This window comes from Flavobacterium frigoris (genome assembly GCF_900111075.1).
GTDB classification, from domain to species: Bacteria; Bacteroidota; Bacteroidia; order Flavobacteriales; family Flavobacteriaceae; genus Flavobacterium; species Flavobacterium frigoris.
In genome coordinates this window covers 65,445-78,575 of record NZ_FOFZ01000001.1, presented here as the reverse complement: position 1 = coordinate 78,575, position 13,131 = coordinate 65,445, and the positions used below count along the sequence as shown (strand labels likewise).

Genomic DNA, 13,131 nt, shown 5'->3' with positions numbered 1-13,131 from the left:
TTTATAAATTTGTTATGGTAAAGGTATAGTCGAGGTTACGTATTAATTTATCTGCTAAAATTATTTTTCCCACTGAGGGTTCGTCGTGATTGAATTTAGGCGGGGCTACATTTAATTCCAATGCTTTTTGGGTGTAATATACTTCTCGAGAAGGATGCGATGGAGAGGCCGCATTATAGGTTTCTCCCCAAGAATTCTTTTCAATAATTTTAAGAATAATGCCAATGCAGTCTGCTTGATGGATTAGATTAATGGGAGAATCAGGGTTGTCAAGATTCTCCCGACCTGCTAAAAATTTAATTGGATTTCTATCTTCGCCAATCAAACCTCCAAAACGAAGTACGGTGGTTTTAAAATGATGGTTGCTACGTAAAAGACCTTCTGCTATCGCTAATTGTTTTCCGCCTTCAGAATCAGGTTTTAATGGAGTTTCTTCGGTTACTGGATCATTATCGTCCCCGTAAACTGAGGTTGAACTTATAAAAAGGACATTTTCAATTGTTGATTTTTCGACAAAAGGAATTAAAGCTTCGATTTTATCAACAAAATTCTCTTTGTTAGTTCCTCTTAATTTGGGCGGAATATCAATAATCAAAGTAAAGCTGTCTTTCAAGAAATCTTCGATCTCACCAATAATACCATCGGTTTCAAGTGCGATTAGGAAAGGATTAATTCCTGCCTTTTCTAATTTAGAAACCTTATCTGTAGAAGTCGTCGAGCCATTTACAAGGCCCCCTTTTTCTAATATCGCTTTCGCCAAGGGGAATCCTAGCCAACCACAACCCAAAACACTGATGTTTTTCATTTTGACAATCTATTTTTAAAGAAATTTAAATAGCATCACAATCTGTGATAGTACAAATTTCAGTAAAATTATCTGACTTTGGTAGTATCATTCGCAATTATTAATCTTTCTTTTTTGACCGGTTTAGAAATCGGAATGGTAATGGGTGCTGCAATTATTTTTGAAGCGGGTTTTATTATTTTTCTTTTTGATTTTTCTTGAACAATTGGCTTGATTGGTTTCGCAACAGCCTTTGCGCTTTGCGGTACAGTTTCATTGATTGTTGATTGAGAAATTGCAATTGCTGAAGTCTCTTTACTACTAGCCAAACTTGGTTTTATTATTTGTTTGATAACTACAGCGTCTGTTAAGACAAAAGGAGTTGGCATCATCCAGGAAGCTCTTTTTGTAATCGAAAATAATGGGTTTCTCATTAAGTCAAAGGAGCTTTCCATCAATTCCATATCAAAAATAGATGCTGTATCGATGTTGAACTCTATTTCTAAAGGCGCATTTTCCACTACATAATAACTCAGTAGTTTCTTTCCTTTTCGGTTAAATCGGGTTCCTTTTTGGTTGATATGAGTGGCGCCATTTGCTCTTAAATTAAAGAATTCCATTTTTTCATTAGCAAAAATATCATAACGGCTTACTGATCGGTTGGGAGAGATTCGGAGTTTAAAATACCTTTTGTTTCCGGCAGTACTATCTTTTAAGAATTCGACAGTGGGTTTTTGAAGTGCTATTTTTGGAGCCTCGGCAGCATAAGTAAAACCAGAATTGTATTTGCTGAACATGGGGGTTTGATTCAAAGCTGTAGCGGGTTTCGGGTTTTTCCCCAAGTATTCTTTGGTCCAAGAATCAAGATTAACATCATAAGTCGCCCAACTGGCCTTATCGGTATCGGCATTGTAGATGTACAACAAACTATTTGATTTTGCCTTTCCTACTTCATAACCGGATTCGTAATGTGCTTTCGCAAAAAATCCAATGGAGATCATTAAAAATAGGAGAGACCACTGTCCTTTTTTGGCGAAGCTACCAAAAGTAGGTAACAATAATCCAAATGTCAAAACAGTAAGAATGGCACTTCCAAACAATACTTTGAGCCCTAATCCTATGGGGAACATTTGAATAAATGGAACTAATAGTAGTAATGCAGGAATGCTGAAAATAAGATTTAGTGTTTTATTGCTCTTTTGCGTGATGATGTAGTAACCAAAAAGAAATAGTCCGAAATAAACGGGAATAATTAGAAACCCAGCGCCTTTTAAGTAAATTGCCAATAGCCCATTCAGAATTAACCAAATTAATAAAGGAGCTACATAATGATTTACAGCTACTTTTTTAGAGGAGAAAAGTTTATAGATAAATAGGGTTGTTGCTAGCGCCAGTAAAACAAACGCAGAAATATAGGCATGTCCATTATAGGTAAATCCATTTAACAGATCATTATACTGCGGGTAGATTTGTAGTAATCCTTTCCAACCAAGAAAAGTAATTAGTCCGGTAAAAATTAGGGAGCCTATAATCGGAATAAATCCTCTCAACATGGACTGAACGATTAATATTTTTTTACCAATTCCGATGAAAACTAAAAATAGAAAGAGTACAAATGCTAGAATGACCATTGGTAAAACCCAGCTAAAAGAATAACTTATAAACGTAAAAGGGATGGTGAAATAGACATAATCCTCAGTGGATTTTGTGGTGTTCAAATCAGCATTCGAAAAATAACTTAACAAAGGCATTAAATAGGTTCCCTGATGGGCTAAGGTATTTTTGTTTAGATGCTTGATGTCATCTTGGGCTGTATGGTAATTATAATGGTCGTCAATAAAAGCAAAATTATACCCTTGAATATTCTTTTGTTCTCTAAAAACGGTTAAGTCAGTATCATTAGGTAGCATTTTATAAATACTGTACATTAATGAATTTGATACAGGAAAAGTTGAATTTGCTTTGGCAAATTCTTTGACCATTCCCGCATTTCCACCATTTGTTTCCATTAACATGTAACTTGGGCCAGAAGTACCGCGGGCTTCAAAATTGAGTGCTAGTCCGACCTCTTTTACCCAGTTGTGTTGGGTCACAAAAAGCGCCGCTCCGTTTAATCCTAATTCTTCTGCATCTGAAAACAGAATAATAATATCATTTTTATGGGGCTTTTTACTGTACAAAAAGGCACGAACGCTTTCTAATATTGTTGCTACTCCAGAACCGGCATCGCTTGCACCATGAGAGTAGGAATGTGGTGCGCTGTCGTAATGAGAAAGTAATAGTAGCGCCTTAGAATTAGTAGAACTCCCATTTATTCGAGCCAAAATATTTTTTGACTTCACTAAATTTCCCCATTCTGTCAAAGTATATCCTTCCTGGATAGAAGTTTGAAGGCCTAAATTTTGTAGTTCTTTTTGTAGATAATTAGCAACCTGGTCGTGATTTTGAGAGCCAACATAGTGTGGTTCTTTCGAAATGGCTTTTATCTTTTCTAATGCCCTTTCAGTTGAAAATTCAGAAAATGGTACAGTGTCATCTGAGGTCCACTGTGGCATCATGGTTAGGAAAAGGATTGCTATAATGACTGAAATAAAAACAACTGCAAAAAGTGAGGAAAGACTTTTTTTCATATTTGAGGATTTGGGGGTTGTGGTATTAAATATCTTTTTTAACTAGCATATAATAGTCGTTATCTAGTAACATATAGCCTTGGTCATATAGGAAATAGTAGGTATTTCCTGTTTTAGTATTTAAAATATTGGTAAAAAAATCAAAATCAAAACCCTTACTAAAGAGTTTAGCTCGGGTTGTTTTTGATTTTCCTTCGGGATTAAGTTCTAATAGAATGCGATAATTCTTGCGCAACTTGTTATTGATGTTGCGCATGTAATTATTACTGTCCTTGTTGATTTTGTTGTTATAGGCATTGCGACAACCATCGCTACAGAACTTTTTGTCCTCACGACCCACAATTTTCTCATCGCATTCTAAGCAATTTTTCATCATTTTATTTTTTTCAAACTGTATAAATCGTGCCTTCTGTCTTTCATCGTGTTTACACTTCCGTGTTCGTGTAATTCTTTGAGTAAATTAATATCAACATCTACAATTAAAGTCATTTCAGTATTAGGAGTTGCTTCTGCTTTAATTCCATTACTTGGAAACGCAAAATCAGAAGGGGTATAAACAGCTGCTTGTGCATACTGAATGTCCATATTGTTTACTTTTGGTAAATTCCCAACACAACCAGCAATAGCCACATAACATTCGTTTTCAATTGCTCTGGCTTGAGCACAATGTTTCACACGAGTGTATCCATTTTGAGTATCGGTTAAGAAAGGAACGAATAAAATATTCATGCCTTGGTCTGCCATCAGACGAGAAAGCTCTGGAAACTCTACGTCGTAACAGATTACAATCCCTACTTTTCCACAATCGGTATCAAAGGTCTGTATAGTGTCTCCGCCTGTAATTCCCCAATGAAAAACTTCGTTAGGTGTAATGTGAATTTTACGGTACATTTCGTTTGTACCATCGCGTTTGCAAAGAAAACCTACGTTGTATACGTGTTCGTTTTCGATAAAAGGCATACTTCCCGTGATGATATTGATGTTATAGGAAATGGCAAATTCCTGAAATTTTAATTTAACTGCTTCGGTATGTTTTGCCAATTCTCTGATCGCTTCTGCTTCAGATAGATGATTAAAATCCGCCATTAATGGGGCGGTAAAAAATTCTGGAAACAAAGCAAAATCACTTCCGTAACCAGAAACAGTGTCAATAAAAAATTCGGCTTGGTCAAAAAGAGCATCTAAATCAGATAATGAACGCATTTGCCATTGAATTAACCCTAGTCGTACTACACTTTTTGTAGTATTAATTAATTTTGGACTATCATCATAGTAAATATTATTCCATTCTAATAAAACAGCATATTCTAAGGATTCTGTATCGCCTTCTAAATAATTTTTAAGAACACGAAGTTCATGGAAATCATTGCTTAACTGAAACGATAAAACAGGATCGTAAATTTCTTTTTTCTTTACTTTTTCAATATAGATTTTAGGAGTAATTTCATCTTTAAATTTTCCGTAATTGGGAATTCTTCCCGCAAAGATGATGGATTTAAGATTTAATTGCTCGCATAATTCTTTTCTAACGTCATATAAACGGCGACCCAATCGAAGTCCACGGTATTGAGGATTAATAAAAACATCAATTCCATATAGAACTTCTCCTTCAGGATTGTGGGTGGAAAACGAGAAATTACCAGTAATGGCTTTATAAGAACGTGTTTTAAAAGCGAAATCTTCTGTAACTAATAAGGATAGGGCTGAACCAACTACGATTCCATCTACTACGATTACCAGTTGTCCTTCGGGGAATTTTTGTAATAACAGTTCGATTTGATCTTCTTTCCAAAATGATTCGGCCATTTCTGGATAAGATTGAATCATGGATTTTTTTAGTTCTTTATAGTCTTCAATTTGTAGGTTACGTAACTCAATTGATTTAATAGTTGCAGGCATAAATTGTTTTTAATTTTTGGCAAGATAAGAAATATATTATCCGTTTGGAAACGTTTACAAATATTTACAACCGAAAGTAATTGAATACTAACCGAATAAATTTTGCTAATCGTATAATCTTTGCAATGTCGAAATCAAACAACAAGGATTTCAATATTATAAACCACAAAAAAAATCTGAAATGAGTTCAGATTAAAACAATTAAATTTTACACGCCATGAATGCATTAAGAAACAAAGTACAGTTGATCGGACATCTAGGAAACGACCCAGAAATCAAAACTTTTGATGGAGGAAAGAAACTAGCCAATTTTACATTAGCTACTAATGAGAGCTACAAAAATGACAAAGGAGAAAAAGTAGAAGAAACACAATGGCATCGTTTAATTGCCTGGGGGAAAACGGCTGATATCATTGAAAAATTTGTTACTAAGGGTAAAGAAATTGCGATAGAAGGGAAGTTAACACACAGAAGCTATGATGACAAAAACGGCGAAAAACGCTATGTTACGGAAGTAGTTGTCACTGAGGTACTTTTATTAGGAAAGTAACCTTATGTGGATTAATAAGAAGTCCCGGCATACGTTTATAAAAAACGCATGCCGGGACTTTTATTTAGTGTGCAATGTTAAAACTTTTCGTTGTCTTAGTTAGTCATTAGGTAAATCAAATCGCGGACAACGTTTGCATCTTTTGTCTTCTCCTTTTTTATATTTTTCACAACAGCTTGACTTCAAGCCTTTGTCAGACTTTCCAATTTTAAGGAGCTTTTTTTCTTCCTTTTTCTTTTCTTTCTTTTTATCCTTCTTTCCCAATTTGTAAAGAATTTAAACCAAGATACTGACAGTTTGTTTTTATTATATCACTGTATCTAAGGTGCATTTATTTAGTGGATGTACCGCTGTTAGAAGCCATTTGCTGCATATCTCTATCAAACAAATACAGTCCGCCTTTATCATCGCCGATGAGTTTTATTTTGTCTAAAATAACTTTTGCTTGTGATTCTTCTTCGACTTGCTCAGCAACATACCATTGCAAAAAGTTGTGTGTCGCATAATCTTTTTCAGTAAGTGCTTTGTGCACCAGTTCATTTATTGAATTAGAAACGAAAACTTCGTGGTCATAGAGCTCTTGAAACATTTCTTTGAAAGTTCCATGACTTGCTTTCGGTGCTTTTAATTCAGAAACTCGGGCGTGACCACCACGTTCGTTTATGAATTTCATCATTTTAAGCATGTGCATACGTTCCTCGTCTGATTGTGCATACATAAACATAGAAATCCCTTCCAAACCATGAGTTTCGGCCCAAGAGGCCATGGAAAGATAAATTTGAGAAGAATCAGCTTCAATAAGAACCTGATTGTTTAGTGCGGATTCGATAGTCTTAGATAGCATAACATAGTGTTTATTGTAAAGTTACAAAAAAAAGACACTACTATAGATTCATAATGCCTTGAAAATAATCTACAAACTGACTCAGATGCATACCATCCATTATGCCATGGACATTGTTCTTTTTCCGCTGTCATCGATCATCATTTTACCAAAAGAAATTTTTGGGCAACTGTCTGGAAAAGTATAACATCTTGCATGGCAAAGTGAAGTAAAATTCAACCACGGAATTGCAGAGAAATGAATTACATTATCAGTATCAAAAGGGCGAGTAAAAAGACCAGAAGTATTTTGAACGCGTTTAATCTCTGCTAAAGCAGTTGTTTTGAAAATATCGAAATCTGTATTGTATTCGATAAGTGAAAAACCAACACTACCATCTTCACGTCCAATTGTCGCTGAGCCATCTACTGGACCGTAAATGTAAATTTGGTTGTCATCAATCCTTTAGCGAAATGATTCCAATTGATTAACAGCGATCAAAGTTTTGTGTAAATAGTATATAAAAAAAGAGGAATCTAATTCTTTGGCTTTTTCATATGCTTTGGTACAATCGATTTCTACGGTAGCTCCAAAAAAAGGTTCTTCAAATTTTCTAAAAAAATGAAAATGCTCTTTTCTAGGCCCGTTTTCAATATCTAAAAGTGTTTTGAAGGTTTTCGTAACTTAAAGTTTTCGTCAGAAGTACAGTTATTGTTTAATTTATTTTGTCTAGTGATCTTTGTTTTAATAGTATTGTGGGAGGGAAATCAAAAAAGTGGGAGGCAAAAAAAAAGCCCTAAAAGGAATTCCTTTTAGGGCTTTTAGATAATCTAAGAATAAATTATTTTATTCTGAAAGTAACTTTTCTAACTAGTTTTCTAGCACCTTCTGAATCTTTTTCAACTGAAGTGTCTTCACCAGCAGCGATTATATTCAATCTTGAAGCATCGATATTAGCGTTTACTAAAATGTTTTTCACATTAGCAGCTCTTGTATTAGATAATTTATCATTGTATTCAGATCTTCCTAATTCGTCAGCATGACCAATAATATCAACTGTAGCAGTAGGATTGTTTCTTAAGTAAGTTAATACGAAATCAATACCTGTAGTAGAAACATTTGATGGAGTTGATTTGTCAAAATCAAAATAAGTAGCTACATAACCACCATTGATTAAGTTTTTAATCAATTCGTTATTAGGTAAAGAAGCAGACTTGTCATTTTTGTTAACGTAGTTTGCTGTCAAATATTTTTCTAATTCATCAGGAACATTGTTAGTGTTTAGATCAATAGCTCTACCTTTAGAGTCAACCATAACACCAGAAACTGTGTTTTTTTCTAGATCTAAATAATCAGCAACACCATCTTGATCAGTATCAATCAACATAGTTTCAAGAGTATCAACTCTATCTTTTAACACTATTACATCTTTGTCTACAAGAGTTACCCAGTCAGCATGTTTCTCATTTTTACCTAAGTAAACTGTTAAACCTACAGTACCATTAAAAAGAACTCCACCGAATCCTCTTTTAGTAGGAACACTTACACCATCAAAACCAAGATCTTGTTTCGCGTTAAGGATGGTTGTAAAATCTCCTGTTAAAGCAATTCTGTTAGATAATTTAATTTGACCAGTTACACCAGCCATGAAATTACCCATTCTGTCTTTAGCGTAAGCACCATCAGTTTTTTCTGAAAAACCTAAACCAAAACCAGCATGACCTAATAAGCCAAGTGTGTTAGTCCAAGTTTCGAAATTCATGATTCTTCCTAAGTTAGCTACAGCTTGTAAATCTGCTCTGTAATATTTAGTGTCAAAACTTTGAGAATCATCACCTTCTGTAAAGCTATTGTAACCGAAGTCAGCTTTAATACCAAATTTGTTGTTAAACATGTATCTAACTCCTAAATCAGCAACATAAGGACTTACAACTGCAGTTCTTGCACCTGCACTTAAAGGTCTCATAGGTTTGTTAAAACCACCAGCTAATTCAACTGACCATTGGTTAAATTCAGGGTTGATGTTTTTTACTGACTCTTTTTCAGCTGATGTAGTTTGAGCTGATACTGTTGCAAATGCTGTTGCAAGTGCTAACGTAAGTATTACTTTTTTCATTTTATTCTTTTTATTAAATATGGTACAAAAGTAGCCTATTTTGTTTAATAAGAATTTTCAAACAGTAAATTATGTAAAAACTGAAGTTAATTATGTAAAAAATAGCGAAAAGCATATATTTACAGGTGATACATTACATTTTTAGAGGGTTTTTGTAGCTGTTTCAATTATTGAGTTGGTAGATGGCAAATTTAAAATTAGTTTTTTAGTAGGAAAAGAACTCTTATTGTAGTCGTTTTAAGACATCAGTTATTTTTTCATAGGCCATAAAATTTTCATGCACGATTTTGTGATCAATTTTTTCGTGCTCCCAAGTCGTATGAAAAGGAATATGTGCGGCGTGACCACCAATCGCCAAAACTGGTAAAACGTCAGACTTAAGGGAATTACCAATCATAAAAAATTCCTGTGGTTTAATTTCTAGACGTGTGACTAAATCAGAATAATCCACTTCTTGTTTATCAGACATTACTTCGATATGGTGAAAATAATGGCCCAAACCAGAATTATGTAGTTTTCTACGTTGGTCAAGTAAATCACCTTTGGTAGCTACAACTAATTTGTATTTTCCGTTCAAGGCTTCCAATGTTTCCTCTACACCCTCTAATAAAACGATAGGTTTCTCAGTTAGTTCTTTTCCGTATTGAATAATACGCTCAATGACTTCAACGGGAATAGTATTGTTCGAAATTTTCATTGCTGCCTCAATCATCGAAAGAATATATCCTTTGATGCCATAACCGTACAATTTTAAATTGTCAATTTCGATCTTGAAGAGTTCTTTTGAAATCCCTTGATGCGAGAGATAATCGCTCATTAAAGCACAAAATTTTTCTTCTGTTTCAGCAAAATAAGTTTCATTGATGAATAGAGTGTCATCTGCATCAAATGCAATTACTTTTATATTTTTCATGTTAATTTTTTAGTTCTAAGAAGGAATGCTTCTTAGCGTTTTTTTACTATTTCTTTTATCGAAAGTGTTTTGGTGTAAAAGGTAATTCGGATACCAAAAAGTAAAATAAGACCGCCAATAATCATATTTAAGGTAATTTGTTCATCTAGAAACAACCAAGCTAAAATGGAAGTAATAACCGCTTGTGCTAATAAACTCAACGATATACGGGTAGGGCGCATGCTTTGAGTGGCATAACTAATCGATAACCAAGCCATCAATTGACATACTAGCGCCTGGATAAATAGGATAAACCACCCCATTTTTGAAAACCCATAAAACGGTTCGCTCATCAAAACGCATACTATTGCTAAATATATCGTAGATGCCAGCAAACTGATGGTCATAAAAGAAAGCACATCTAAGTGAGAGAGCACTTTTTTGCTCAGCAGCAAATAAATCGAATACAAAACTCCAGATAATACAGCTAGAATAAATGCATTATCAAAATCCAGTTCTAGAAAAAATTTGAAACCCACTAACATTGCCATACCAAATAATGCCACTATGGTTCCAATCCAGAAATTAGTGGCTGGTTTTATTTTCAGGAAAACGAAAGAAATAATACCAACCCAAAGCGGCGATAAATTAGTCAGCAAAGACGCTTGTGTTGCACTAGATTCTTGAATTGCGATATTCCAAACGGCAACATCGGAAGCAAATAATACTCCACAAAGTACGGCTGGGATTAAAATAGTTGTTTTTGGGAATGTAAACTTTTTTGTAATCAGCACATAAGGTAAAAGTAACGATAGCGCAATCGCCATTCTGTAAAATGCCGAAATTAATCCAGGAGCCAGCTTGAGTTTGACTAATATTGGAAAAATAGAAATACAAAGTATTCCAAAAGCTAAAGCTAATCTTGGTTTTGCGTTGGTCATTTTACAGGCTATTAAAAACACGAATTTCACGAATTTCCACGAATACATTAGTGTTAATTAGTGAGATTCGTATTTTTTTTTTAATTTATCGTCTCTCCATTTGCTGCTTCAGTGTCTGGATTTACAAAAACCAATTTTCCTTCGGCATTAGTAGTCATCAAAATCATTCCTTGACTTTCCACGCCACGTAAGTTTCTTGGTGCCAAGTTGACTAAAACAGTCACTTTTTTACCAATGATATCTTCTGGTTTAAAACTCTCAGCAATTCCGGAAACGATAGTACGAACATCAATTCCTGTATCTACTTTTAGAATCAAAAGCTTGTTTGCTTTCGGCATTTTTTCGGCTTCCAGAATCGTTCCAACACGCAAATCCATTTTGGCAAAATCGTCAAACTGAATCGCTTCTTTTTGAGGTTCTACTTTTTTGTTTTCGGCACTATTGGCTGTTTTTGTAGCTTCTAGTTTGTCTATTTGTTTCTGAATTTCCTCGTCTTCAATTTTGGCAAAAAGTAATTCTGCTTCTCCAATTTGGTGTCCTGCTACAATCAAATCAGAAGTTTCTGAAATCGTAGCCCAAGACAATGGAGATTGTATTTTTAGTATTCGGGACAATTTTTTGGCGGTAAAAGGCAAGAACGGTTCGCATAAAATGCTTAATGCCGCAGCGATTTGCAAGGCTACATACATTTGCGTTTGCACGCGCTCTGGATTGTCTTTGATTACTTTCCAAGGCTCTTCATCGGCTAAATATTTATTTCCAAGTCGAGCCACATTCATCAATTCACCTAAAGCTTCTCTAAAACGGTATCGTTCAACAGAACTCGAAATTACAGCAGGATAGGCTTTTAATTCTGTTAAAGTAGCTTCGTCCACCTCAGATAATTCATTCGGTGAAGGAACAACACCATTGTAATATTTATTAGTTAAAACCACCACACGATTAATGAAATTACCATAAATTGCAACCAGCTCATTGTTGTTTCTAGCCTGAAAATCTTTCCAAGTAAAATCATTATCCTTAGTTTCTGGCGCATTCGATGTCAATGCATAACGCAAAACATCCTGCTGACCTGGAAAATCTTCCAAATATTCGTGCAGCCAAACCGCCCAGTTTTTAGACGTAGACAATTTATTTCCTTCTAAGTTCAAGAACTCATTTGCAGGCACATTGTCTGGCAAAATATAACTTCCTTCGGCTTTTAACATCGCAGGAAAAATAACACAGTGAAAAACAATATTGTCCTTCCCTATAAAGTGAACCAACTTGGTGTCTTGATCTTTCCAGTAGGGTTCCCATTCTTTTCCTTCGCGCAAAGCCCATTCTTTCGAAGAAGAGATGTAGCCAATTGGTGCGTCAAACCACACATATAATTTTTTTCCTTCGGCACCTTCAACGGGAACATCAATTCCCCAGTCTAAGTCACGCGTTACCGCACGAGGTTCTAGTCCGCCATCGATCCAGGATTTTACTTGTCCGTAAACATTGGGTTTCCAGTCGTTTTTATGCCCAACTAAGATCCACTCTTTCAAGAAATCTTCGTAACGATCCAAAGGTAAAAACCAGTGTTTCGTAGATTTCATAATAGGAGTTTCTCCCGTAATAGTCGATTTTGGGTTAATTAAATCGGTAGCGTTTAGCGTTGATCCACATTTTTCACATTGATCTCCGTAGGCTTCTTCGTTACCACATTTTGGACAAGTACCAATTACAAAACGGTCTGCCAAAAATTGATCCGCTTTGGCATCATACAATTGTTCGGTTACTTGCTCTATAAAATCGCCTTTTTCATATAAAGTTCTAAAAAATTCCGAAGCTGTATCATGATGAATCTTAGCCGAAGTTCGAGAATAGTTGTCAAACGAAATATCAAAGTCAATAAACGATTTACGGATAATTCCATCGTATTTATCGATTACTTGCTGCGGCGTAATGCCCTCTTTTTTGGCTTTCATCGAGATAGCAACACCGTGTTCGTCGCTTCCGCAAACAAACAAAACGTCTCTTCCTTGCAATCTGAGGTAACGAGAATAAATATCAGAAGGCACATAAACACCTGCCAAATGGCCAATGTGAATTGGGCCGTTAGTGTAAGGCAATGCCGCTGTAATCGTATATCTTTTAGGATTCTGTATCATGATTCTATTTAATTGGATGCAAAAATAAGCAATAGAATTTTTATTTGGAGCAATTTCCCGTTATACGTTTCAATCTTTTACTTTTTAAAGAAAAAAGTAAAAGGATTTTCACTGCTATCGGGGCTAGGGGATTTCGGATTTCCACAACATTTGTCATTCCGACGAAGAAGGAATCTCCGTTATGTGAGGACTTTGATGAGATTCCTCGTTCCTCGGAATGATAAAGCGTAGTCAATTCAAGTTCTTTTTAAGAAAGTGGACAAAAAATAATCCGCGCGATTTGTCCCCTTGTAAAGTACCGTAAACTTTAGGGATCTTTGGTTTTAATAAAAAGTTGTTTAATTCAATTTGTTGACTT

General features: G+C 35.0%; 10 protein-coding genes and 1 pseudogene. 1 reads left to right on the top strand and 10 read right to left on the bottom strand.

Features of this window, described 5'->3' with window-relative positions; all coding sequences use genetic code 11:
- Nucleotide 1: 1 nt before the first annotated feature.
- From BMW63_RS00320 to BMW63_RS00305, 4 genes are all read right to left on the bottom strand, one after another.
- The gene (locus BMW63_RS00320) at nt 2-805 is read right to left on the bottom strand and encodes an NAD-dependent epimerase/dehydratase family protein (protein ID WP_074720095.1); all 804 of its coding nucleotides are present in this window, start codon (nt 803-805) and stop codon (nt 2-4) included.
- A 68-nt stretch (nt 806-873) separates the two neighbouring features.
- Nucleotides 874-3,342, bottom strand: coding sequence for a M28 family peptidase (locus tag BMW63_RS00315; protein ID WP_074720093.1), 2,469 nt, complete (start codon nt 3,340-3,342; stop codon nt 874-876).
- 97 nt (nt 3,343-3,439) lie between these two features.
- A complete protein-coding gene (locus tag BMW63_RS00310) occupies nt 3,440-3,787 on the bottom strand; it encodes a hypothetical protein (RefSeq protein ID WP_074720091.1) in 348 nt (115 codons plus the stop codon).
- Nucleotides 3,787-5,313 (bottom strand): carbon-nitrogen hydrolase family protein, encoded by a 1,527-nt coding sequence (locus BMW63_RS00305; protein WP_074720089.1) that lies wholly within the window; start codon nt 5,311-5,313, stop codon nt 3,787-3,789. Before BMW63_RS00305 ends, BMW63_RS00310 begins: the two co-directional genes overlap by 1 nt.
- Nucleotides 5,314-5,530: 217 nt before the next feature.
- Here BMW63_RS00305 and BMW63_RS00300 point away from each other — a divergent pair, with 217 nt between their 5' ends.
- Nucleotides 5,531-5,863, top strand: a complete 333-nt coding sequence (locus tag BMW63_RS00300) for a single-stranded DNA-binding protein (RefSeq protein ID WP_074720087.1) — start codon at nt 5,531-5,533, stop codon at nt 5,861-5,863.
- A gap of 331 nt (nt 5,864-6,194) precedes the next feature.
- Here the strand turns inward: BMW63_RS00300 and BMW63_RS00295 are convergent, their stop codons facing one another.
- The 6 genes and pseudogenes from BMW63_RS00295 to metG all read right to left on the bottom strand — a co-directional run bounded on the left by BMW63_RS00295 (nt 6,195) and on the right by metG (nt 12,773).
- Complete coding sequence (locus BMW63_RS00295) at nt 6,195-6,707, bottom strand: ferritin (RefSeq protein WP_074720085.1); 513 nt, start codon at nt 6,705-6,707, stop codon at nt 6,195-6,197.
- A 261-nt stretch (nt 6,708-6,968) separates the two neighbouring features.
- Nucleotides 6,969-7,340: pseudogene (locus BMW63_RS18585) on the bottom strand (CatA-like O-acetyltransferase); the annotation flags it as partial.
- A 187-nt stretch (nt 7,341-7,527) separates the two neighbouring features.
- Nucleotides 7,528-8,802, bottom strand: a complete 1,275-nt coding sequence (locus BMW63_RS00285; protein ID WP_074720083.1) for an OmpA family protein — start codon at nt 8,800-8,802, stop codon at nt 7,528-7,530.
- Nucleotides 8,803-9,025: 223 nt separating this feature from the next.
- Nucleotides 9,026-9,715, bottom strand: a complete 690-nt coding sequence (locus BMW63_RS00280; protein ID WP_074720081.1) for an HAD family hydrolase — start codon at nt 9,713-9,715, stop codon at nt 9,026-9,028.
- A gap of 32 nt (nt 9,716-9,747) precedes the next feature.
- Nucleotides 9,748-10,635, bottom strand: coding sequence for a DMT family transporter (locus BMW63_RS00275; protein WP_074720079.1), 888 nt, complete (start codon nt 10,633-10,635; stop codon nt 9,748-9,750).
- 80 nt (nt 10,636-10,715) lie between these two features.
- Nucleotides 10,716-12,773, bottom strand: coding sequence for a methionine--tRNA ligase (gene metG, locus BMW63_RS00270; protein ID WP_074720077.1), 2,058 nt, complete (start codon nt 12,771-12,773; stop codon nt 10,716-10,718).
- Nucleotides 12,774-13,131 lie beyond the last annotated feature (358 nt).

What these genes read in the sequence shown, in the direction of transcription:
- BMW63_RS00275 (WP_074720079.1), bottom strand. Translation starts at nt 10,635, where the DNA reads ATGACCAACGCAAAACCAAGATTAGCTTTAGCTTTTGGAATACTTTGT.
- BMW63_RS00310 (WP_074720091.1), bottom strand. Translation starts at nt 3,787, where the DNA reads ATGAAAAATTGCTTAGAATGCGATGAGAAAATTGTGGGTCGTGAGGAC.
- BMW63_RS00305 (WP_074720089.1), bottom strand. Translation starts at nt 5,313, where the DNA reads ATGCCTGCAACTATTAAATCAATTGAGTTACGTAACCTACAAATTGAA.
- BMW63_RS00295 (WP_074720085.1), bottom strand. Translation starts at nt 6,707, where the DNA reads ATGCTATCTAAGACTATCGAATCCGCACTAAACAATCAGGTTCTTATT.
- BMW63_RS00285 (WP_074720083.1), bottom strand. Translation starts at nt 8,802, where the DNA reads ATGAAAAAAGTAATACTTACGTTAGCACTTGCAACAGCATTTGCAACA.
- BMW63_RS00280 (WP_074720081.1), bottom strand. Translation starts at nt 9,715, where the DNA reads ATGAAAAATATAAAAGTAATTGCATTTGATGCAGATGACACTCTATTC.
- BMW63_RS00300 (WP_074720087.1), top strand. Translation starts at nt 5,531, where the DNA reads ATGAATGCATTAAGAAACAAAGTACAGTTGATCGGACATCTAGGAAAC.
- BMW63_RS00320 (WP_074720095.1), bottom strand. Translation starts at nt 805, where the DNA reads ATGAAAAACATCAGTGTTTTGGGTTGTGGTTGGCTAGGATTCCCCTTG.
- metG (WP_074720077.1), bottom strand. Translation starts at nt 12,773, where the DNA reads ATGATACAGAATCCTAAAAGATATACGATTACAGCGGCATTGCCTTAC.
- BMW63_RS00315 (WP_074720093.1), bottom strand. Translation starts at nt 3,342, where the DNA reads ATGATGCCACAGTGGACCTCAGATGACACTGTACCATTTTCTGAATTT.